Source organism: Nitratidesulfovibrio sp. 1201_IL3209, assembly GCF_036763125.1.
Lineage (GTDB): Bacteria > Desulfobacterota > Desulfovibrionia > Desulfovibrionales > Desulfovibrionaceae > Cupidesulfovibrio.
The window spans coordinates 1-20,637 of the sequence record NZ_JBAIYT010000021.1 but is presented as its reverse complement, the minus strand read 5'-3'; the positions used below and the strand labels follow the sequence as shown (position 1 = coordinate 20,637).

The following is a 20,637-nucleotide window of genomic DNA, read 5'->3' as shown; positions in this document are numbered from 1 at the left end:
GGGCGCTTGCCCATGCAGTCTCCTGTCCGTTCCGGTTGCGGCGAGAGCCCGCGCGTGGCGCGGCCGGAATTCTTTCGCCTGGGCCCCGGCGACATCGCCGAGGTGGCCGAACTGGAACGCCAGTGCTTCTCCACCCCGTGGAGCGAGGAGCAGTTCCGGCTGGCCTTCGACCGCCAGGTGTTTTCGGTGTTCGGCCTGCGCGACGCGGGCCGCCTTGTGGCGTACGTGGCCGTGTACCACCTGGCGGGGGAACTGGAAATACTGAACGTGGCCGTGAACCCCGGCCACCGGCGGCGCGGGCTGGGCCGCCGACTGCTGGCCATCCTGTTGCAAGTGGGTGCCAAAATGGGCATACATAGGGCCGTGCTCGAGGTCCGCACCGGCAATGTCCCGGCCATCGGCCTGTACGAAGGACTGGGGTTCACCCGCGCGGGCGTGCGGCCGCACTACTACGGCGACACCGGCGAAGACGCCATCATCTACGAATGCGACCTGGCGGACTGGGTCAGCCGCGAACCGGGCAGCGCCAGTTGCGAGCCCGGCCGCGCCGGGTCCGAATCCGGCGTGCGGTAAGCCCGTGCGCCGTGCCATCCGCCCGGCGGGACGCGGGGCGGGCCACGTCGCCGCGTGCCATCCGGCCTGCCGCAGTGATTGCAGGCATGATTTTTTTCGGACGGGGCGCACCCCGTTCGCCAATGTCCACCCTTCACGCAACACCGTCCGGAGACCCGCATGAAGAAGCTCATGGCCGCCAACTGGAAGATGTACAAGACTGCCGGAGAAGCGCGGACCACCGCCGCCTCGCTGGTGGCGCTGACGGCGGACACGCTGCCGGACGACCGCGAAGTGGTGATCTTTCCGCAGTTCACGGCGCTGTCGCCCGTGGCCGACGCCCTGCGCCACGCCGACGGCTACTCCGTGGGCGGGCAGGACGTGTACCCGGCGGCCGAAGGGGCCTTTACCGGCGAGGTTTCTCCGGCCATGCTCATGGACTGCGGGTGTGCCTGGGTGCTCACCGGCCACTCCGAGCGCCGCCACATCATCGGCGAAAGCGACGAACTGGTGGGGACCAAGACCGCGTTCAGCATCGGCGCCGGGCTCAAGGTGGTGCTGTGCATCGGCGAGACCATCGACGAGCGCGAGGCGGGCCGCCTGGCCGAAGTGCTGGAGCGCCAGTTGGCCACCGGCCTTGCCGGGGTGAAGAGGGACGCGGTGCCCGGCGCCATCGCCGTGGCCTACGAGCCGGTGTGGGCCATCGGCACCGGCAAGGTGGCCGGGCCGCCGGAAATCGTCGAGGCCCATGCCCTGGTGCGCCAACTGCTGGTGGCCCGCTTCGGCGAGGCGGGCAGGGCGGTGCGCATCCTGTACGGCGGCAGCGTCAAGCCCGACAACGCCCGTGAAATCATTGCCCTTGACAATGTGGACGGTGTCTTGGTAGGAGGCGCTTCTTTGCAGGCTGACTCGTTCAGCCGCATCATTCTGGCGTAAGCCGTGCCCCGGCGCGGAGTTTTCACAAGGAGAGTACGGTGCAGACCCTGATCCTGACCCTGCATGTGGTCGCGTGTCTTGCCCTGATCGTGCTGGTGCTGCTTCAGTCCGGCAAGGAAGGCATGGGCGTGATCTTCGGCGGCGGCAACACCTCGCTGTTCGGCAGCACTGGCGCCGGCGGCATGCTTGCCAAGCTGACCGCCTTCCTGGCGGTCCTGTTCATCATCACGTCGCTGTCGTACAACGTGCTCACCAGCAGCCGCAAATCCGACGATTCGACCATCCTGGACGTGAAGCTGGAAGACGTGCAGCCCGCCCCCGCTGCGCCAGTAGCGCCGGCCGCGCCTGCCGTTCCCGCTCCCGCCGCCCCGGCCGAGCAGAAGTCCAACTAGCATCGCACATTTCGGCGCGCCTCGCGCCAACCCCGTGCCGAGGTGGTGGAATTGGTAGACACGCTATCTTGAGGGGGTAGTGGGAGAAATCCCGTAAGGGTTCGAGTCCCTTCCTCGGCACCATAATCGCGCAGGCGAGCAGACAAGGCCCCGAAAGGGGCCTTTTCGCGTTTCCGGGGGAGTCGCGCGGAGTGTTTGGGGGGCGGAAGGACAGGCGCGGCGGATCGGGAAGGAGGGGGCAGGCCGCCCGTCTGGCTGGCAGGGGCGGACTGGGGCAGGCAGGGGCCGGGGCATGGCCGGTGGGCCGGACCGGGCCATGCGGCTTCAGGGCGCGGGCGGGCCGATGCGGGGGCAGTTGCGCTCGGCGGGGAACGAGTCCGGCGTGAAGAACGGAGCGTACGGGCGGGCGATGCGCGCAAGGGCGCTGGTCCCCGGCGCTCCGCCGTTGCAACGCATGGCGTCGAGCGTGGATTGCAGGCGGGCCACCAGGGCGTCGTCCGTGTCCCGGCTGAGCGCCATGTACAGGTCTAACTGTCTGAGCACCATGGTCACGGCGTACTCGGCGCTGTCGATGTTGCCCTGTTCCATCATGTACAGCGTGGAGTGGATGTTGAACGCCAGCACGTCCACCCGCCCGGCGGCCAGCATGCGCACCGCGTCGGCGGGGGTGGTCACGGAATGCAGCAGGGCGGACGGCACCCCCTGTTCGAGCAGCAGTTGTTCGCCCACGGTGTTGCGCACCGTGCCCACGCGCAGCCCTTGCAGGTCGCGCCATTGCCGGGGGGCCACCCGGCTGTTCTTGTGCACCACGGCACCCACAGTCACATGCATGACCGGCCCCACCCACTTGAACAACCCCTCGCGTTCCGGGGTGCGGGCGGTGCTGAACAGCAGGGCGTCCGGGGTATTCAGGGCCTGGTTGAAGGCCCTGGGCCAGGGCAGCACCCTGATGTCCCCGAGTTCGACCGGCAGTCCGTTGCGGTGCAGGACCTGGATGACGATGTCCACCCCAGGGCCGCGCGGTAGGCCGTCCTGCACGTAATTGAAGGGGGGAAGGTCCTCCGTGAGCAGGGTGAACGCGCCGACGGGGTGCGGGCATGCGGTGCAGAACGCCCACGCGGCAAGGCAGGCCGCCAGCACGGATATCCGGATTCGCCTGGAGGCCGGAACCTGCCCGCTGGCGCGGGGTGCCCCGGCGCGGCCGGGCCGTGCGGACCTGGCTGGTGGCGCACCGGGGGCGGGGCGAGGAAAGATGGTGTCGGCGTGTTCCGGCATACCGTCAGGCGGCTGAGGATGAAGGGAGGGCCGCAGGGATCACGGCCTCGCACGGAGGAACGTTGCGCAGGGTGCGCGACATGTACGGTTTTCTGGAAGTATCGCCCGGAGGCGGGATGGGGTCAAGGCAGGCTGGCCCTGCACTTGCGAGAGGCAAAGGTGGGGGAGCCTGGGGGGGCCTACGCACGCCGGAAGCGGCCATGGAAGGAAGATTGCCCGGCGGCCCGCCGCATGGGATGGCGACGGGCCGCGTCCGGTGGGATTGATGGGACTGGCGGGCGCATGGGGGGCCGCACGTGGCGGCCTAGTTCAGACGGTTGATGTCGAGGGGGGCGCCGCAGCAGGGGCAGGTATCCACGCGCTTGCCGCTGAAGCAGGTACCGGCGAAGAACATGGTGCGGAACTTGCGCTCGATGGAGCTGTACAGGACCCAGAGCTGATGGCCGCAGGTGCAGAAACGCTGTTGCATGACGGTCTCCTTGGGGATGTGGCGGGGCATGCCGCCGGTTGTCGTGTTCATAAAAGTGAACACTTCAGGTAAAAAAATATGCAGGGGGTGTCGCCAAAGCAGGATTTTCGCCCGTTGGCAAGGAAAACGAGTTCGCCATTACAGGAGTATACTCTTCTTGTATTCGACTGGAATGGCGACGAAGTTTGACCGCGTTGCGCTCGATGCCCGTATAGCTCGCAGACTCGCTTAACGGGCACGCTTCGCGCCCTTCGGGTCGGTCAGCCAACGGGCGAAAAGACCATTTGGAGATACCCCTCTACCCCAATTCGCGGCACAGCCAGACAACCCGGCCGATGACGCGGAACTGTTCCAGTTCGTCGCCGCGCACGCGGATGGGCGCATACGCGGGGTTGTCGCTGACCAGGGCCAGGCCGTCGGGGGTGCGCATGACGCGCTTGACCAGCACGGCGTCTTCCAGGCCCACGGCGTAGACCTGGCCGAAGCGCAGATCTTCGGTGGCGCGGTCCACCAGTACGGTGTCGCCGTCGCGGATTTCCGGCTCCATGCTGTCGCCCACCACGTCCATGAGCACCATGGCCGAGGGGGTGCCCTTGCGGGCCAGCCAGGCATGGGCGAAGGGCTGGCCGCCCACGGGCATGGCCTGCACCTCGAACGAGCCGCCTCCCGCGCTCAGCCGGGCGCGCACCTTGGGCACCATGTGTACGGCGGGAGGCAGGTCGGCAAGGGGAGAAGCGGGCATGGCCGGGCGCAACGCCGCCGCACGTCCGGGAATGGAACCGGCGGTCTGGCTGACCGGGGTGCGCGCGCCCTGTGCCGCTGCTGTCAGGGGAGTGGGGCGGGGCGTACCGCGCCCGTATTCCAGCCAGTCCGGCGACAGCCCGTACACCCGCGACAGCCGCAGGATCCACTTCTGCGGAATGGCGTCGCGGTTCTTGGCCTGGGTGATGGCGCTGCGGTTCACCCCCAGCACGCGGGCAAGGGCCTGCTGGGTGGTGATGTCCGTGCCCTGCATGACCCGGGCGAAGAAGGTGTCGAAGGCGTCCGGCATGGTGGTATCCTGCGTGCGGCCCTGCGGATGGTCCGGTGATGTGTCCGGCAGACATGTTCGGCGGACGTGTCCAGCGGACGTGTCTGGCAGGGGTGTTTGGGGCGTCCTGGCGAAAGAGGGGCGCCGCCCGTGCCGATGCGGTCGGCTTGTTCACTTTTATAAACAAGATTCCGTGCCGGGCGCAAGCGGAAAATTCGCCGTGCCGGAAAATTTCATGTTTCATCCATGAAATCACGGGAATAGGATGCCGTATTCCCGATTTCCGGCCGTATCGGCAGGCCGCAACGCGAAAGGGGCCCCGTGGGGCCCCTTTGTTGGCGTTGGATACTGCGGCACTGGCGTTACGCGCCGCTTCGGTCAGCCGTCGGCGTTCAGTTCCGGGGCCACCAGGTCGTCCAGCGTTTCCCGGCGGCGGATGCACCGGGCCGTGGCGCCGTCCACCAGCACCTCGGCCGCGCGGGGGCGCGAGTTGTAGTTGGAACTCATGGAAAAGCCGTAGGCCCCGGCGGAGAACACGGCCAGCAGTTCGCCCCGCCGCATGTCGGGCAGGATGCGGTCGCGCGCCAGAAAGTCGCCCGATTCGCAGATGGGACCCACCACGTCGGCGGTGATTTCCTCGCGCCCGGCGGGGTGCACCTCGGCGATGCGGTGGTACGACTGGTACAGCGAGGGCCGCACGAGGTCGTTCATGGCCGCGTCGGCGATGATGAAGTTCTTGCTGGGCGTGGCCTTGGTGTAGATCACCCGGCCCACCAGGATGCCCGCGTTGCCCGCGATGACCCGGCCGGGTTCGAGGATCAGCGACAGCCCGCGCCCGCGCAGCCGGTCGGACACGGCCTCGCCGAACTCCCTGGGATGGGGCGGGGTTTCCTCGCCATAGGTGATGCCGAGCCCGCCGCCAAGGTCCAGATGGGTGATGGACAGCCCCAGGTCGCGCAGCCGCTCGTGGAAGTCCAGCACCCGGTCCAGCGCTTCCAGGAACGGGGCCAGGGTGGTGAGCTGCGAGCCGATGTGGCAGTCGATGCCCACCGGGGTCACGTTGGGCAGGTCGCGCGCCAGCAGGTAGGCCGCTTGGGCCTGTTCCATGTCCAGCCCGAACTTGTTGTTGCGCATGCCCGTGGAGATGTACGGGTGGGTCTTGGGGTCCACGTCGGGGTTGATGCGCACGCCGATGCGGGCGGTGCGGCCCATTTCCCCGGCCACGGCGTCGATGCGCTCCAGTTCCTGCACCGATTCGACATTGAACAGCAGGATGTCGGCCTCCAGCGCGGCGCGGATTTCGTCGTCGCGCTTGCCCACCCCGCTGTACACGATGCGCTGGCCGGGCACCCCGGCCGTGAGCGCGCGGTGCAGTTCGCCCCCGGACACGATGTCCATGCCCGCGCCCATGTCCGCCAGCAGGCGCAGCAGGTGCACGTTGGAGTTGGCCTTGACCGAATAGCAGGTCAGGTGGCCGACACCGGTGAACGCGCTGTCGAAGGCCTGGAAGTGGCGGCGCAGCGTGGCGGCCGAATAGACGTACAGCGGCGTGCCGTAGCGGCTGGCCAGTTCGCGCACCGGCACGCCTTCGGCGTGCAGTTCGCCGTCGCGGTACTGGAAGTGGTGCATGCGTCTCCTCCCTGCGGGCGGGCGCGGCCATGCGCGCCCCTGCCGGGTACGCCCGGCGCGGCCCCGTCGTTACGGAATCACGATTTCGGTCTGCTGCTGGGGCGGCGCGTCTTCCACCGGCAGTTCGAAGCCGGGGGCGTCGGGGTCCACCACCAGCGTCTGCACCTTGCCGAGGGCGTGCGCGAAGCGGGTCAGCACGTTCACCCCCACCAGCCGCCAGCGGTAGGCCGGGGCCTTGCGGTCGGGGCACATGGTCATTTCCACGATGGCGGTGTCCTGCGGGGTGATCTGCTTTTCCGGCCGGAATTCCTGGCGCGACGTGGCCTGGAAGGGGCACCCCGCGCAACTGTCCGCGCTGCCGTCTATCGGCTGGATTTCCAGGATCACCGAGGCCAGGTTGTCCACGTTGCCCTGGGCCTCGCCCCGCGCGGCGATGCAGCCGTTGGCCGTGGCCATGGCCGTGGTGGCGCGCCAATTGAACAGTTCGCGGTTGTCCTGCGGCTGGGGCATGATCTTCTTGCCGCACGCGGCCCCCAGGGCCAGCACCGCGCACAGGGCCGCCACGGCCCCCACGCGCCGGATGCGGGCACGCGGAGCATGGCCGGAGGTCCGGTCAGAGGTCCGGCCAGCCGTGCGGGAAACGGGTGCGTCAGTCACGGTCGTTTCCCGGCGCTGCCGGGGGCTGGTCGGGAACGGTATCTTCGGCATGGGCGGGGCCTCCCCAGAGCAGTTTCCATTCGTTGAGCAGTTGCAGCGCCCCCATGGGCGTCAGGTGGTCGGTATCCAGGTCGCGCAGGGTGGTCAGCAGCGGGTGGGCCACCGGCTCCGCCCGCGCGGTGAGCATGGCGCGCGGTTTCGCGGCCTGCTTCGGCTCGGGCATGTCCAGCCCCGGCAGCACGGCGCGGGCCGCGCGGGGGGCTTCGCCCCTGCCGTCGCGGGTCTTTTCCAGTTCGTGCAGCAGGTCCCGTGCGCGCTGTACCACCGGCTGCGGCACCCCGGCAAGCCGGGCCACCTCGATGCCGTAGCTGCGGTCCGACGGGCCGGGCACCAGGCGGCGCAGGAACACGATGTCGCCGCCCCATTCGCGGATGGCGATGTTCATGTTGTGCACGCCGGGGATGCGCCCTTCCAGCGCCGTCAACTCGTGATAGTGGGTGGCGAACAGGGTGCGGATGGTGCCGCCCGCGCGGCGGGCAAGCTCTTCCACCACGGCCCAGGCCAGGGCCAGGCCGTCGAAGGTGCTGGTGCCGCGCCCGATCTCGTCCAGGATGACCAGGCTGCGCTTGCCCGCCTGGCGCAGGATGCGCGCGGTCTCCATCATTTCCACCATGAAGGTGGATTGCCCCTGCGCCAGGTTGTCCGAGGCTCCCACCCGCGAGAACACCCGGTCTGCGATGCCCAGGCGCGCCTCGCGCGCGGGCACGAACGAGCCCATCTGGGCCAGCAGGCAGATGATGGCCGTCTGGCGCAGCACGGTGGATTTGCCCGCCATGTTGGGGCCGGTGATCAGCAACAGCCGCCGGGCCTCGTCCATGCGCAGGTCGTTGGGGATGAAGTTGGCGCTGCCCTGCATGGCCTCCACCACGGGGTGGCGGCCTTCGCGGATCAGGATGTCGGTGTCCTGCGCCAGCACCGGGCGGGTCCAGTTCCAGCGGCGGGCCGTTTCCGCAAGGCTCTGCCAGTAGTCGAACCCTGCCAGCAGATCGGCCATGAACAGCACGCGGGGCCGCGCCTCGGACACGGTTTCGCGCAGCTTCTGGAACAGCTTGTACTCCAGCGACTTGCGGCGGTCGCTGGCCGAGACCAGCTTTTCCTCCAGCTCCTTCAGGCGCGGGGTGGTGAACCGTTCGGCGTTGGCCAGGGTCTGGCGGCGCACGAAATGCTCGGGCACGGCGTCCGAGGCGGCGCGCGACAGCTCGAAGTAGTAGCCGAACACCCGGTTGAAGCCCAGCTTGAGCTTCGGCAGGCCGCTGGCGGACTGTTCCTCGGCCAGCAGTTGCTGCAACATGTTCTCGCCGTGTTCGGTCAGGTCCAGCAGTTCGTCCAGTTCGGCGTGGAAGCCGGGCCGGAACAGCCCCCCTTCGGTGACCAGGTGGGGCGGGTTGTCCACCAGCGCGCGTTCCAGCAGGTCGAAGTAGTCGGACAGGTCGTCCCAGCCCTTCAGCGCCGCGCGCAGGAAGGGTGGGCGGCCGTCGCCGCGCGCCTCGCCGTCGGTGGGGTAGCTGCCGGGGGCCGTTTCCGGGCGTTCCAGCACGCCGCGCACCCTGGGCAGGGCGGCCAGGCTCTGGCGCAGGGCCACGTAGTCCTTGGGGGCGGCGCGGTTCAGGAAGATGCGCGTGGTCAGCCGTTCAAGGTCGTACACGTCGTTGAGGGCGGCCCGCAGGTCGCGCCGGGTGTCGTCGCGCTCGAACAGCCAGGTCACCGCGGCCTGGGTTTCCTCGATGGGGCCCGTCTCGCGCCAGGGATGGCGCAGGCGTTCTTCCAGCAGGCGGCCGCCCATGGGGGTCTGGGTGTGGTCCAGCACGTGCCACAACGTGCCCGGCCCCTTGCGGCCGTCCAGGCGGCGGAAGATTTCCAGGTTGCGCTCCGTCACTTCATCCACGATGAGGTGGCGGCCGAGGTTCAGCGGGCGGAACGGGGCAAGGTGGATGAGGTCCTGCTTCTGGGTCTGCACGATGTAGGCCAGCAGCGCCCCGCAGGCCCGGACAAGCTCATCCTTTCCTTCAAGTCCCAGCGCTCCGGTGTCGCGCACGCCCTGGGCGTGCAGCAGCCGTTCCGTGGCGGCCTTGAGGTCGAAGGGCGCGCGGCCGGGCACCCGCACCACCTGCGTGGAGGTCAGCGACAGGGACGAGGGCACCTGCGCGCCTTCGGTCACCAGCAGTTCGCGGGGCTGCATCTTGCGCACCCACTGCCACAGGTCGGCGGCCTTCTTGGCGTGCAGGCCCGACCATTCGCCGGTGGAAAAATCGAGCCAGGCGAAGCCGCCCGCCTCCTTCTCCTCGTCCCAGAACAGCGCCCCCAGGTAGTTGTGCCCCTTGGCGTCGAGGTTGGCGTCCTCGACCACCGTGCCGGGGGTCAGCACGCGGGTGACGGCGCGCTTGACCAGCCCTTTGGCCTCGCGCGGGTCCTCTATCTGGTCGCACAGGGCCACCTTGAAGCCCTTTTCCAGCAACTGGCTGATGTACCCCTCTACCGAATGGTGGGGCACGCCGCACATGGGCACGCGCAGGTCGGCGTTGGGGTTGCGGCAGGTGAGGGCGATTTGCAGTTCGCGCGCGGCCGTTTCCGCGTCGTCGAAGAACATCTCGTAGAAGTCGCCCATGCGGTAGAGCAGCAGCGCGTCCGGGTGGTCGTCCTTGATGCGCAGGTACTGCTCGAACATGGGGGTGAGCTTTGACGGATTGGCGCGGGCCGCCGCCGCCGTGGTGGCCCCGGCCAGGCGCGATGCGCCACGCGCGCCGGAGGTCATGCCGGACGTGACGGCAAGCCCCCCGTCTTGCGGACCGGGCGGACCGGAAGTGGGGCCGCAGTCGCAGCCCGCGCCGGGAGCGTCGCTGGAGGGGGCGGCCGGGTCGTCCGTGGGGGCATCGGACTGGGCGTGCGTGAAGAGGGAGGTGTCTGTCATGCCTCGTGTGTACACCGCGAAGGGGTGGGGATGGAAGTACCGGCCGACGGGCCGGACGGAAATGCGGCGCTGGCCGCGACGACCGCCATGCTGCGGCGTCCGGCCAGCGGGTGGAAAGACAATCCGGAGGCCCTGGGGGCTGTTTCTAACGTAGGATTTTTGTTCGTTGGCAAGGAAAACAAGCCTGCCATGAGGGAGTGCCTCAGCCGTTAGGCGAGCACGCAGTGCGAGTCTTACGGATGAGGGCCGCAGCGCGTACTCTTATCGTATTCGACCGATGTGGCAGGCGCAGTTTGACCGCGTTGCGCACGATGGCCATAAGGCTCGCAAGCTCGCCTAACGGCCACGCTTCGCGCCCTTCGGGCCGGAAGCCAACGGACGAAAGGACAAGTTAGAAACGGCCCCTAATCCTGCAAGGACATCCTGAACGTGGCCGAATGCCAGCTGCGGCAGCGCGGGCACACGCTGAAGGTGTGCTCGCGGCGCAGGCCGCAGGTCCCGCACACGAAGCGCTTCACCTTGCGGGCGTGCTCGATGAAGTATTCCAACTGGCTGCGGAACACCGGGGACAGGTGCTGCTGCTCCATGGACAGCGAGAGCAGTTCCAGCCGGGCGGCCCAGAAATCGGGGCGCAGCACCATGGCCTTGGCCAGCCAGTTGCCCGCCTCCTCGCGGTTGCCGCAGCGCAGCAGGAACAGCGCGCCGTAGTATTGCAGCAGCAGGTCCGGCTCCTGCGCCTCCATGGCGGCAAGCACCGTGGCGCAGCGTTGTTCCTCGAAGTCCGCGACGGCGGTACCGGTCCCGTTGCCGTTCCCGTTGCGGGGGTCGGGGGCTTCAAGTTCAAGCAGTCCTTCAAGCAGCAGGAAGCGGATGGAGGCGGGCACCCGTTCCAGCCCTTCGCGCAGCAGCTTGCCCGCGCGGCGCCATTCGCCCGCGCGCGCCGCCATGACCAGCCGCGCCCGCCAAGCCTCCACCGCGCCGGGGTAGACCTTCACCGCCCTGGCCAGCAGGGTCCTGGCCTCGTCGGCGCGGCCGCAGCGGTCCAGGTCTTCGGCGTGGCGGACCATGTAGTGGGCCTGCGCCGGACGGAAGCCCAGGCGCGCGTACTGCGCGGCGGCCTCTTCGAAGGCGCCGCTGTCCGCGTGGAGCAGGGCCAGCTCGAAGGTGATCTGTTCCGGGTCGGCCCCGAGCGCCCGCGCCTCGTCGAAGGCCGCGAGCGCCCGGTCCATGACCCCGCCGCGCCGGTAGTCGCGCCCCAGTTCGAACAGGGCCCGCGCCTTGAACTGAGGGTCCAGCCCCGGCCGCACGATGAGGCTGCTGCGGATCTGCACGGCGCGCTCAATGTCGCCGCGCAGGCGGTACAGGTTGCCGAGGGCGAGGTAGATCTCCACCGCGTCCGGGTCATTGCGCACCACCCGGCTCAGTTCCTGGATGGCCGACAGCGCATCGCGCGCGCCGGGAGATTCGGCATCCGGCCCCATGGGCGAAAGGATGTCGGCGCGCCGGTGGCCCAGCAGGGTGCGCGCGCCCGCCTTCAGTCTGTCCAGCAGCGTCACGGGGTCTCCCGCCTAGCCGGCCTTGGCCGGGGTGGGCTCCGCCGGGGCAACGGGCGCGGGAGCGGCCACCGGTTCCGGGGCCTTGCGCGCGGTTTCCAGCGGCAGGTTGCGCAGCGAGTTCAGTTCCTTCTCCAGCACGCGGATGCGCTTGTTGGCGCGGCGCAGGGCGGCGCCGGCGCGCATGCGGCTGATCATGAGCAGCAGCATGGTCAGCAGGGCGCCCAGCAGGAAGGCACACAGCACCATGAAGTAGAACGGCAGCTCGATGGAGCTCCACGCGGTGTCGAAGAACAGGTCCAGCTTCAGGGTGACCGTCTGCGAGAGCACCGCGTTGTTCTGCACGAAGAACATCATGGAGATGAAGAACACCAGCACCAGAACGAGAACCTTGACGAAGCGCATGTCGGCCTCCTTACCGTCCCGCGCGGGGCAGGCGGTCGAACAGGGGTTTCAGGGCATGATACGTGGAATGCAGATGTTCGGGAATGACCCGTGTTTCGCTCATCACCGCCATGAACGACGAATCGCCGTTCCAGCGCGGCACGAGGTGGAAATGCAGGTGTTCGCGGATGCCCGCCCCGGCGGCCTCGCCAAGGTTCAGCCCCACGTTGATGCCCTGCGGGCTGAAGCGCTGGCGCAGCATGGTGGCGCAGGTCTGGAGCAGGTCCATCATCTCGTGGGCCTCGTCCGGTTCCAGCGCGGCCAGGTCCATGACGTGCCGGAACGGCGTGACCATGAGGTGCCCGTTGTTGTACGGGAACTTGTTCATGATCACGAAGTTGTGCCGCCCCCGGTACAGGACCAGGCGCGCCTCGTCCTCGTCGGTGTGTTCGGGCAGGCAGAACACGCAGCTGTCGGGCTTGGGGCCCAGAATGTAGTCGAGGCGCCAGGGCGCCCAAAGGGTTTCCATGATCCGTTCCGTCTCCTGGGGCACGGCGCGCGCCACTGTTTGTGCGCATGCGCAAGGTGCCGTATTTCCGATTGAAATTCCTTCGGTCTGTTGTGCTTACACCCTAGGGCCTTGCGGGGCAAGGGGGGCGGGGCGTTGGGGCCGATGTTTGTGGCGCCGGCGGGCGCGGCAGCGCCGCTGGCGGCCGGTGCCGAAGTAATTCCGGACCGGGGTCAGGCCCCCGGCGCGGAGGGGGGACCTTCGGTTTCGTCGCCGGTGCCGGGGGTATCCGGTGCGTCCAAAGTATTCGGGGCATTCGGGGCCTCCGGGGAATCCTGGCTGTCCGGGCCGTTCTCCCCGCCCTGCCTGTCCTGTCCACCTTGCCCGTTCTGAAGCTTACGCCAGCCCGGCGGCCGGTAGCGCCGGGTCCCGGACGCCATGCCCTGTCCCTGGGCCACGCAGGCCGCCTCCGCGTCTTCCCCGTCGCCAGCCGCCCCGCCGGTCCCATCGGTCCCGCCGGTCTCCCCGCTCTGATTGACAAGCGCCTCGCGCGCGGTTTCCTCGCGCAGCAGTTCGTGGGCCAGGTCCAGTTGGGCCGCGCGGGTGCGGGCCAGGCCGTCCAGCTTGGCCGCCAGCACCCGGCGCAGCACGCGGCCGTAGGCGGGGCCAGCCGGAATGCCCATGGCCAGCAGGTCGTTGCCGGTGATGTCGGGCGTCTCGCCGCGCAGGCGGGTGAGGTAGTGCGAGATGTGCTTGCGCGCGGCCTCGGTCTTGGCGCGGGCCATCAGGTACAGGATGCCTTCCGGCGCGATGGGCGCCAGCAGGTTGTTCAGGCCGCTCATGGAGCCGTCGCGCTGCATCCACTGGTTGAGCAGGTTGTATGCCTCGCGCACGTTCTCGCGCAGGGTCAGGAAGTCCTGCCGCACCTTGCGCGAGAAGGCCAGCCGGTCGGTGACGGCGGCCACGTCCAGGTACTTGCCGTTGCCGCACAGCCCCAGCAGGTAGAGCACCCACGGTTCCGGCGCGGGCGAAAGGTACAGCAGCCGGTACCAGTGCAGCACCCGTTCCAGTTCGGTCAGCACGTCCATCTTGGCCGGGTTCAGCTTCAGCAGCGGGTGGATCAGGCGCAGGATGTCGTAGTCCTCCATGCGCCGGATGCACGGCAGGGGGGCCTTTTCGTCGAAGATCAGCTTCAGTTCGTGGAACAGCCGCGCCCCGGACAGTCGGTCCATCATGCCCAGTTGCAGGGCGTTCTTGATGAGCCGCTCGCACTGCGCGCCGATGCGGAAATCGTAGCGCTTTTCGAAGCGGATGGCGCGCAGGATGCGGGTGGGGTCTTCCACGAAGGACAGCGAATGCAGCACGCGGATGGCCTTGTCCTTCATGTCGCGCTGCGCGCCGAAGAAGTCCACCAGCCGCCCGAAGTGCGCGCCGTTCAGCTGCACGGCCTGGGCGTTGATGGTGAAGTCGCGCCGGTACAGGTCCATCTTGATGGACGACAGCTCGACCGTGGGAAGGGCGGCCGGGTATTCGTAGTACTCCAGGCGGGCCGTGGCCACGTCGATGCGCTGTTCCGGCCGGGCGGCGGCGCGGTGGGCGGCTTCCGCCACGGCGTCGTCGGCCGCGTCTCCCGCAGCGGGAAGGGCGGCGGGCGGCGCGGGCGGGGCATCCGGCGTGCCGGGGGCCTCATCCCGTTGCGCGTCCGCGCCCTTGCCACGCCGTTTTTCCGACTCCCACGCGGGAAAGATGACCACGGCGGTCTTGAACTTGTGGTGCGCGCGCATGCGGCCGCCCAGTTCGTCGGCCAGGGCGCGGGCAAAGGCGATGCCGTCCCCTTCGACCACCACGTCAAGGTCCAGGTTGGGCCGTCCCAGCAGGATGTCCCGCACGAAGCCGCCCACGGCGTACACCGGCACGTCCAGCCTGTCGCCCAGCCGTCCCGCTAGTTCCAGCAGGCGGAAGTGGGTGTCGGGCAGGCGTTCCTGCAACAGGGAGCGGATGTTCCGCTCGCGCCGGGATTCGGGCAGCAGGGTTTCCGGGATGCGGGCCGGTTCCTCGACCAGGGTGTTGATGAGGTCGGTGCGGGTGATGACGCCCACCACCTCGCCGGTTTCCTCGCCCGCTTCCGCAGCGGGCGGGGGCGTGCGTTCGACGCCGTAGCTGCCCGCCAGGTGCGGCGCGGGCACCCGGTCCACCACCGGCACCAGCCGCTGGCGCTGGCCCACGATGATTTCCATGACCTTGTACAGGTCTTCGTTGGGGGTCACGGTCTGTACCCGGCGGTGCATGTATTCCGTCACGCCCATGTGTCCCAGCCCGTGCGAGATGGCCCGCGCGGCGGTCTGCTGTTCCAGGTAGCCCACGCACCGCCGGGCGCCCGCGGCGAACACGGGCACGGCCTTCAGGCCGTAGCGGGTCATGGTTTCCTCGGCGTCGGCGATGGTGCGGTCGTCGTCCACGCCCACCACGGGCGAGGACATCAGGTCGCGCACCCGTATCTGCGGATTGACCGCCGAGAAGAGCAGGGCGAACAGTTCGTCGCGCACCTGTTGCAGGGTCTTGTCCTTGACCGAGGCGGACGCCGCGTAGGGATGCCCCCCGCCCCCGAGCGACGTGCACACCTGGGCCACGTCCACCTCGGGCAGGCGGCTGCGGGCCACCACCTGCACCCTGTCGCCCATGCGGCACAGGGCGAACAGCACCTTGATGTTCTCCATGTCCATGATCTTGTGGGCCAGCAGCGCGAAGTCGCCCATGTAGGTTTCCATGGACGCCTCGGCGATGGTCACCAGGGTGCCGTTGATGTCGTGGGTGCTGGCGGTCTGGAGCAGGGCGTTGAGGATGACCACCTGCTCGCTGGTCAGGTCGCGGGCGATGAGTTCCGCGATGGCGTTCAGGTCCATGCCCTGCGTCTTCAGCCAGCCCGCGGCGGAAAAGTCGTGCTCGGTGGTGGAGGAGAAGGTGAACGAGCCGGTGTCCTCGAAAATGCCGAGGCCGAGCATGGTGGCTTCGTCGCCGGAAAGGGTCAGCCCCCGCTCGCGGATCTCGGCCACGATGATGGCTGTGGTGGAGCCCCAGGGCCGCACCCGGCTGAACGCGGCGGGAATGTCCTCGTCGGTGTCCGGATGATGGTCCCAGAGGTGCACGGTGACCCCGGCCCGGGCCAGCACGTTGTGCACGTGGGGCACCCGCGAGTGCTGGCGGGTATCCACGATGACCAGGGTCTGCACGCTTTCGGGGTCGATGTCGCGCGCCTGCCGGAAATTGAACATGTAGGTGGCGCTTTCGATGAAGAAGTTGCGCAGGGTGCGTTCCTGGCTGCCGGGAAACACCAGCACCGCGCCGGGGTACAGCTTGCCCGCCGCCACCATGGCGGCCAGCGCGTCGAAGTCGGCGTTGGCGTGGGCGGTGATCAGCACCGGCGCGGCGATCTTGGGGGGCTGCTGCATGCGTGGGTGTCCGTGGGGTGCGCCGGGTCAGGAGCGCGAGCGGGGGTGATGGGCGCGGTGCACCTGGCGCAGCCGGTCGGCCTGCACGTGGGTGTAGATTTCCGTGGCCGCGATGTCGGCGTGCCCCAGCAGCATCTGCACGGTGCGCAGGTCGGCCCCGCCGTCCAGCAGATGGGTGGCGAAGGAATGGCGGAAGGTGTGCGGCGAGATGTCCTTGCGGATGCCCGCCTCGGCCACGTGGCGCTTGACCGCCTTCCACACCGCCTGGCGGGTCAGCCCCTTGCCGGAACGGTTCAGGAACAGGGCGTCCTCCACCGGGCGGAACGCGGGCCGCCAGTCGCGGATGTAGGCCGCCAGCAGCTTGGCCGCCGTGTCGTGCACCGGCACGATGCGCTCCTTGGACCCCTTGCCGAATACCCGCACCAGGCCGGTCATGGGATCGAAATCCAAAGGGCGAAGTCCGCACAGCTCGGAGACGCGCAGGCCAGAGGCGTACAGCAGTTCCAGCATGGTGCGGTCGCGAAATCCCAGGCGGTCGGAAAGGTCTGGCCGGGCCAGCACGGCGGCCATCTCGTCGCGGGTGAGCACGTCGGGCAGGGTGCGCGGCAGCTTGGGGTTTTCGAGGTAGCGCAACGGGTCGGCGGCAAGCTGGCCCTCGGCCACGCCGTGGGCGAACAGCCCGCGCAGGGCGGACAGGTGGCGGGACAGGGTGCGGCTGGTCAGGCCGCGCCGCCGCAGGTCCACGATGTACAGGAACAGGGTCTGTTCCGTGGCGGCGTGCAGGTCGATGCCCCCCTGCGCGAGAAACCCGGCGAAGTCGGCCAGGTCCGCCGCGTAGGCGGCCAGGGTGTTTTCCGCAAGGCCGCGCTCGATGAGCAGATGTTCCAGATACCCGTCGATGAGCGGATGCGAGGCGCGGGGCGCGTCATCCTGTCCGGGGCGAACTGGTGCGGCCCGCCGGGGTTTGGAAGACACGGCGGGCTTGGCGCCGCGACGGGCGGACGCCGCCCCGGCGGGCTTGCCGGGCGCGTTCGCTGCGGTGACGGGGGGACGGCGTGGGGGCATGGAACTCGCTGCGCGCGGCGCGGTCGTGCCCGGTCCCGGCGGCCTGGATGGCGCGGGGACCGGACGGTATTCGAGTCGGCATGGTACACGGGCGCTCACCATGCGGCAAGAGCGCGGGACGGACAGGGGTAGCGAACCGGGGTGGCGAAGCGGGGCTGGCCGGAGGGCATGGCGACGGGCGCGAGGCGTGAGCGAGGGGGGCTCCATCGGCTCCGGGATGTGCCCGCTGCCATGGCGCGTCCTTCGCCAGGAGCCATTATCAATTGACAGTCCGGGCGGGGGGCCTGTAGATTTCGCGCAACCGGACGAAACCGGGTACGCGGTTACCCGAACGGCATCGCAAGGAACGGGCTTCTGGCAGAGCCCTCTTTTTTTACCGGCGTGAGCGGCGCGCTCCGCCACAGGCGGACGGGCGCGCCCAGGGGATCGAAACCCGCAAGGAGAAGATTCGGAATGGCTGATTTCAAACTCGCGGACCGGCTGGCGACCCTGCCCCCGTACCTGTTCGCAGGCATCGACAAGGTCAAGGCCGAAGTGGCCGCCCGTGGCGTGGACATCATCAGCCTCGGCATCGGCGACCCCGACATGCCGACGCCCGGTTTCATCATCGAGGCCATGAAGAAGGCCGTGGAACGCCCGGCCAACCATCAGTACCCCTCGTACGTGGGCATGCCGGAGTTCCGGCAGGAAGTGGCCAACTGGTACGGCCGCCGCTTCGGCGTCAGCCTTGACCCCAGGACCGAGGTCATCGGCCTCATCGGGTCCAAGGAAGGCATCGCCCACTTCCCGCTGGCCTTCGTGAACCCCGGCGACCTGGTGCTGGTGTGCACCCCCAACTACCCGGTGTACCACATCGCCACCGGCTTCGTGGGCGGCGAGGTGCAGTTCATCCCCCTGGTGGAGGAAAACGACTTCCTGCCCGACCTCGACGCCATTCCCGCCGCCACCTGGGACCGGGCGAAGATGATCTTCGTCAACTATCCCAACAACCCCACGGCGGCCACGGCCCCGCGCGCGTTCTACGAAAAGCTCGTCGGCATCTGCAGGAAGCATCAGGTGATCATCGCGCACGACACGGCCTACACCGAGGTCTACTACGACGAGAACGACAAGCCCATGAGCATTCTCGAAGTGGAAGGCGCGAAAGACGTGGCCATCGAGTTCCACTCGCTGTCCAAGACCTACAACATGACCGGGTGGCGCGTGGGCATGGCCGTGGGCAATGCCTCGCTGGTGGCGGGCCTTGGCAAGGTGAAGGAAAACGTGGATTCCGGCATCTTCCAGGCCGTGCAGGAAGCCTCCATCGTGGCCCTGCGCGACGGCGACGACTTCTGCCGCGAACTGCGCGCCATCTACCGCAAGCGCCGCGACGTGGTGGTGGCCGCCCTGCAGAAGGTGGGCATCGCCTGCCGCGTGCCCACCGCCGCGTTCTACATCTGGGCCAAGGTGCCCGCCGGGTACGGCTCGTCGGCCGAATTCGTCACCACGGTGCTGGAGAAGACCGGCGTGGTGCTGACCCCCGGCAACGGCTTCGGCACGCCGGGCGAAGGCTACTTCCGCATTTCGCTCACCGTGGACACCGACCGCCTCGAGGAGGCCGTGTCACGCATCGCGAACCTGTAATCGCCTACGTCTGCCTGGGGTCCAACCTGCCCCCGCCAAAGGTACGGGCGGACGCGCCGGGGGGCGACCCCGCCGACAACCTCGCCCGGGCAGTGGCGGCGCTTGCCGCCCTGCCCGGCGTTGTCGTTGGCGCGGTGTCGTCCGTGTACCGCACCGAGCCGCAGGGCTACCGCGACCAGCCGTGGTTCGCCAACCAGGTGGCCCGGCTGGAGTGCGACCCGGACATGACGCCGGAAGGGCTGCTGGACCGCCTGCTGGCCGTGGAGCGCACGCTGGGGCGCCGCCGGGCGTACGATCCGGCGCGGGAAACGGCGGATGCTGCCAGCGGCGGAGTAGGGGAGGCGGCGGCATGCGGGTCGGACGGAGGCCACGCGTGCGCGGAGCAGGGGGAACGTGGAGCCGGGCCGGATTTGGCCGTTCGCTATGCCCCGCGTACCATCGACATCGACCTGTTGCTGTTCGGCGATGCGGTGCGGGACACCCCGCGCCTGACGCTGCCGCACCCGCGCATGCGCGAACGGGCCTTCGTGCTGGTGCCGCTGCACGAAATCGCCCCCGAACTCGCTTTCCCCGACGGGCAAAGTCTGATACACGCCCTGAAATCGCTGACGTTCACCCTGCACAACGGGTGCATCGGCCAGTGAACGGCCAGGCGGACGGAACGCGTCCGGCAGAACTGGCCCCGCTGGCCCGGCCCGACCGGCCTTCATCAACGCCTCAAGGACCCAAAGGGAGTCTGGCACATGCTCAAGTGGCTTTTGCTGATCGCGGCAGGCTATTTCCTCTACCGTCTCGTGACCAACGAGGCGCGCAAGAAGAGCAAGGATGACAAGAAGCAGAAGGAAGAAATGGTGGCCACCGGCGAAATGGTGCGCGACCCCATCTGCGGCGCGTACATCGACGCCAACGGCGGGGTCACCGTGCGCGACGGCGAGAAGACCTACCGCTTCTGCAGCTACGAATGCCGCGACACCTTCCTGAAGCAGCTGGAAAGCGGCGGCCGCGAAATCCCCGCCCGCCAGGAAAAGGACGCCGACTAGCCCCGGCCTTGCCGGGGTCTGGCGGGAGCCCTGTCCAAGTCCCGCAAGGGACATCGGCCTGGGGCCGGTATGGCATATCCGCAGCTGCGGATTCATCCGTGACGCCGCCGGACCGCACAGCCGGACGGCGGCCTGATGCAGGAGGCACCGTTTCATGCAGTTCTTCCTGGATACGGCGAACCTTGCCGAGATACGCGCCGCCAGGGCCTGGGGCCTGCTGGACGGCGTGACCACCAACCCCACGCTGATGGCCCGCGAAGGCGGCGACTGGCGCGCGGTGATGCGCGACATCTGCCGCGAAGTGGAAGGCCCGGTGAGCCTGGAGGCCGTGGGCGACACCGCCGACGAATTCGTCGCCATGGGGCTGGATCTTGTCCGCAACGGTCCCAACGTGGTGGTCAAGATCCCCATGACCCCCGAAGGGCTGAAGGCCGTGCGGGTGCTGAAGTCCAAGGGCGTGGACACCAACGTGACCCTGGTCTTCTCGCCCATGCAGGCCCTGCTGGCCGCCAAGGCCGGGGCCGCGTTCATCTCGCCCTTCGTGGGGCGGCTGGACGGTCTGTCGCAGGACGGCATGCAACTGGTGGCCGACATCATGGCCATGTTGCGCAACTACGCCGGCATGGGCATGGACGCGCGGGTCATCGTGGCCAGCGTGCGCCATCCGCGCCACGTGGCCGAGGCGGCGCTGATGGGAGCCCATGTGGCCACCGTGCCGTTCGCCGTGCTGCGCCAGATGTTCGACCACCCGCTGACCACGTCCGGGCTCGAAACCTTCAACAAGGATTGGGCCGCGCTGAACGGCTAGCGGATTTCTGCCGACGGGACCAGCGGACCGTCCTTTCCGGCATTTTTTCTTCGATACCCGATGAACGGGCATCATCCCCAGCGGATGGTGCCCGTTTTTGCGTCCGAAACGGAAAAACGTCCGGAATCGCTCGTTGGGGCGCGAACGGGGGTCGGGTGGGCAACGGCCCGGATTTTGAAAGGCTCTAGACCATCAGGTCTTTGTTTTTTGCTACCAGCCGTTTCATTTCGGCAATGAGTTGGGGCAGGGGCTTGTTGTAGCGCCATTCACATTCTTTGAGGTGTAATTCGAAGTTCCTC

The 20,637-nt window shown here is 68.5% G+C and carries 18 protein-coding genes, 1 tRNA gene and 1 pseudogene; 8 read left to right on the top strand and 12 right to left on the bottom strand.

The features are described from left to right. The first annotated feature begins 12 nt into the window (after positions 1–12). From rimI to V6B97_RS10860, 4 genes are all read left to right on the top strand, one after another. Positions 13–573, top strand: coding sequence for a ribosomal protein S18-alanine N-acetyltransferase (gene rimI / locus V6B97_RS10875; RefSeq protein WP_333506527.1), 561 nt, complete (start codon positions 13–15; stop codon positions 571–573). Between the two features lie 159 nt (positions 574–732). Further along, complete coding sequence (gene tpiA, locus V6B97_RS10870; protein WP_333506526.1) at positions 733–1,488, top strand: triose-phosphate isomerase; 756 nt, start codon at positions 733–735, stop codon at positions 1,486–1,488. Positions 1,489–1,526: 38 nt separating this feature from the next. Further along, complete coding sequence (secG, locus tag V6B97_RS10865) at positions 1,527–1,880, top strand: preprotein translocase subunit SecG (protein ID WP_333506525.1); 354 nt, start codon at positions 1,527–1,529, stop codon at positions 1,878–1,880. Positions 1,881–1,916: 36 nt separating this feature from the next. Beyond that, positions 1,917–2,003: transfer RNA gene (locus V6B97_RS10860), tRNA-Leu, on the top strand. A 201-nt stretch (positions 2,004–2,204) separates the two neighbouring features. Here V6B97_RS10860 and V6B97_RS10855 read toward each other — a convergent pair. The 11 genes from V6B97_RS10855 to xerD form a co-directional block, all read right to left on the bottom strand. Beyond that, positions 2,205–3,020 carry a substrate-binding periplasmic protein gene (locus V6B97_RS10855; RefSeq protein WP_333506524.1) on the bottom strand — a complete coding sequence of 272 codons (816 nt, stop codon included), beginning with the start codon at positions 3,018–3,020 and terminating at the stop codon, positions 2,205–2,207. A gap of 439 nt (positions 3,021–3,459) precedes the next feature. Next, positions 3,460–3,624 (bottom strand): hypothetical protein, encoded by a 165-nt coding sequence (locus tag V6B97_RS10850; RefSeq protein ID WP_333506523.1) that lies wholly within the window; start codon positions 3,622–3,624, stop codon positions 3,460–3,462. A 298-nt stretch (positions 3,625–3,922) separates the two neighbouring features. Then, a complete protein-coding gene (locus V6B97_RS10845) occupies positions 3,923–4,675 on the bottom strand; it encodes a LexA family transcriptional regulator (RefSeq protein ID WP_333506522.1) in 753 nt (250 codons plus the stop codon). Between the two features lie 357 nt (positions 4,676–5,032). Further along, positions 5,033–6,283 (bottom strand): diaminopimelate decarboxylase, encoded by a 1,251-nt coding sequence (lysA, locus tag V6B97_RS10840; protein WP_333506520.1) that lies wholly within the window; start codon positions 6,281–6,283, stop codon positions 5,033–5,035. Positions 6,284–6,352: 69 nt separating this feature from the next. Continuing rightward, a complete protein-coding gene (locus V6B97_RS10835) occupies positions 6,353–6,940 on the bottom strand; it encodes a hypothetical protein (RefSeq protein ID WP_333506519.1) in 588 nt (195 codons plus the stop codon). Next, positions 6,933–9,665 (bottom strand): DNA mismatch repair protein MutS, encoded by a 2,733-nt coding sequence (gene mutS, locus V6B97_RS10830; RefSeq protein WP_333506569.1) that lies wholly within the window; start codon positions 9,663–9,665, stop codon positions 6,933–6,935. The genes V6B97_RS10835 and mutS overlap by 8 nt, the downstream gene beginning before the upstream one ends. A gap of 647 nt (positions 9,666–10,312) precedes the next feature. Continuing rightward, positions 10,313–11,464, bottom strand: coding sequence for a tetratricopeptide repeat protein (locus tag V6B97_RS10825; RefSeq protein ID WP_333506518.1), 1,152 nt, complete (start codon positions 11,462–11,464; stop codon positions 10,313–10,315). Positions 11,465–11,476: 12 nt separating this feature from the next. Continuing rightward, positions 11,477–11,866 carry a lipopolysaccharide assembly protein LapA domain-containing protein gene (locus V6B97_RS10820; RefSeq protein WP_333506517.1) on the bottom strand — a complete coding sequence of 130 codons (390 nt, stop codon included), beginning with the start codon at positions 11,864–11,866 and terminating at the stop codon, positions 11,477–11,479. A gap of 10 nt (positions 11,867–11,876) precedes the next feature. Continuing rightward, a complete protein-coding gene (locus V6B97_RS10815; RefSeq protein WP_333506516.1) occupies positions 11,877–12,374 on the bottom strand; it encodes an HIT family protein in 498 nt (165 codons plus the stop codon). Between the two features lie 212 nt (positions 12,375–12,586). Next, complete coding sequence (locus V6B97_RS10810) at positions 12,587–15,802, bottom strand: CBS domain-containing protein (protein ID WP_333506515.1); 3,216 nt, start codon at positions 15,800–15,802, stop codon at positions 12,587–12,589. A 27-nt stretch (positions 15,803–15,829) separates the two neighbouring features. Further along, entirely contained in the window at positions 15,830–16,867 is a 1,038-nt protein-coding gene (gene xerD / locus V6B97_RS10805; RefSeq protein WP_442935480.1) for a site-specific tyrosine recombinase XerD, read from the bottom strand. Between the two features lie 453 nt (positions 16,868–17,320). Here xerD and V6B97_RS10800 point away from each other — a divergent pair, with 453 nt between their 5' ends. The 4 genes from V6B97_RS10800 (at position 17,321) to fsa (ending at position 20,338) form a co-directional block, all read left to right on the top strand. Beyond that, a complete protein-coding gene (locus V6B97_RS10800) occupies positions 17,321–18,490 on the top strand; it encodes an LL-diaminopimelate aminotransferase (protein WP_333506514.1) in 1,170 nt (389 codons plus the stop codon). Next, the gene (gene folK / locus V6B97_RS10795; protein WP_333506566.1) at positions 18,490–19,134 is read left to right on the top strand and encodes a 2-amino-4-hydroxy-6-hydroxymethyldihydropteridine diphosphokinase; all 645 of its coding nucleotides are present in this window, start codon (positions 18,490–18,492) and stop codon (positions 19,132–19,134) included. The genes V6B97_RS10800 and folK overlap by 1 nt, the downstream gene beginning before the upstream one ends. A gap of 99 nt (positions 19,135–19,233) precedes the next feature. Beyond that, positions 19,234–19,530 (top strand): transcriptional regulator, encoded by a 297-nt coding sequence (locus V6B97_RS10790; RefSeq protein WP_333506513.1) that lies wholly within the window; start codon positions 19,234–19,236, stop codon positions 19,528–19,530. 154 nt (positions 19,531–19,684) lie between these two features. Beyond that, a complete protein-coding gene (fsa, locus tag V6B97_RS10785) occupies positions 19,685–20,338 on the top strand; it encodes a fructose-6-phosphate aldolase (protein ID WP_333506512.1) in 654 nt (217 codons plus the stop codon). A 184-nt stretch (positions 20,339–20,522) separates the two neighbouring features. Here the strand turns inward: fsa and V6B97_RS10780 are convergent. Beyond that, positions 20,523–20,637: pseudogene (locus V6B97_RS10780) on the bottom strand (IS1595 family transposase); the annotation flags it as partial.